1 pseudogene is annotated in these 1,290 nt (G+C 77.7%); it reads right to left on the bottom strand.

From position 1 onward, the window contains the following. Positions 1-1,189, bottom strand: a pseudogene (locus tag NH602_RS30940) (mycofactocin system FadH/OYE family oxidoreductase 2); the annotation flags it as partial. Positions 1,190-1,290: the final 101 nt, after the last annotated feature.

Here is a 1,290-nt window from a genome sequence, read left to right as displayed (position 1 = left end):
CCCCGACGACGAGCACCCGGCCCGCGCCGGGACCGGCGGCCCGGGTGGGCGGGACGAGCCGTTCGCGCCCGGCGGCCGGGTCGACCGCGCAGCCCAGCGACAGGTTCAGCCCGACCCGGCCGATGCAGTCCTGGTTGCACCCGACGCACCGGCGTACCGGGCGTCCGGTGAGGGCGTTGTTCGCGAAGCCGGGGTCGGCGATCTGCCCGCGGGCGACGCCGACGAGGTCGCACTCCCCGCGGTCCAGCGCCGCGGCGGCCTCGGCGGGCGTGGTGAACCGGCCGACCCCGATCACCGGGAGGTCCGCCCCGGCGGCACGGACGGCGCGGCGCAGGGTCGCGGCGAGGTGCCCGGCGTAGCCCGGCGGGGTGTGCATGGACGGCTCGATCAGGTGCAGCGTCGAGGTGGCGACGCCGATCGAGGTGTTCAGGTGGTCCACCTGACCGGTCGCGGCGAGACGGCGGGCGAGGTCGGCGCCGTCGGCGGGGGTGATGCCGCCCTCGATGCGCTCGTCGACGCCGATCCGCAGGCCCAGCACCGGGTCCGGGCCGATCGCCGCGCGGACGGCGGCGACGACGTCGAGCACCAGCTTCGCCCGGTCTCGCCCCCAGGCGTCGGTGCGACGGTTGGTGGCCGGGGACAGGAACAGCCGCAGCAGCGAGGCGTGCGAGCACTGCAGCTCGACGCCGTCGAACCCACCCTCGACGCAGCGTGCGGCGACGTCGGCGAAGGCGTCGACGATCGCGCCGATCCCGGCCGCGTCGAGCTCGGCGGGGACCTCGCGGAACATCGGGTCGGGCACCGGCGAGGGCCCGACGACGGCCGTGCGCGAGTACATACCCGACCCCTGCGCGCCGTTGTGGTTGAGCTGGGCGAGCACGAGGGCGCCGTGGGCGTGCACCGCGTCGGTGAGGGCGCGGTAGCCGGGCAGCACGGCCGGGTCGTGGCCACGGATCAGCCGCTCGTAGGGCCGGTCGCCGGGGCGGACGGCGTGCTCCTCGGTGATCACCAGTGCGGCGCCGCCCGCGGCACGGGCCGCGTAGTAGGCGGTGTGCCGGTCGGTCGGCATGCCGTCCTCGGCGAAGCCGGTGAGGTGGGCGGTGAAGACGATCCGGTTGCGCAACGTGGCGCGGCCGAGGCGCAGGGGGTCGCCGAGCCGGGGCCGCGGGAGCTCCGCCCCCTCGGACACGGGCTCGGGGAGCGCGGGCCCCGGGGACGCGGCGGCCGTGGGCGGCGACGCGGCCCCACCGGCCCCGGCCGTGTCACGTGCCCCGGATCCGGGCAGGACCG

This window comes from Pseudonocardia sp. McavD-2-B, from assembly GCF_024124365.1.
Classification (GTDB): domain Bacteria; phylum Actinomycetota; class Actinomycetes; order Mycobacteriales; family Pseudonocardiaceae; genus Pseudonocardia; species Pseudonocardia alni.
Note: the sequence above shows the minus strand (reverse complement) of the source record. Positions and strands in the feature narration are given on the sequence as shown.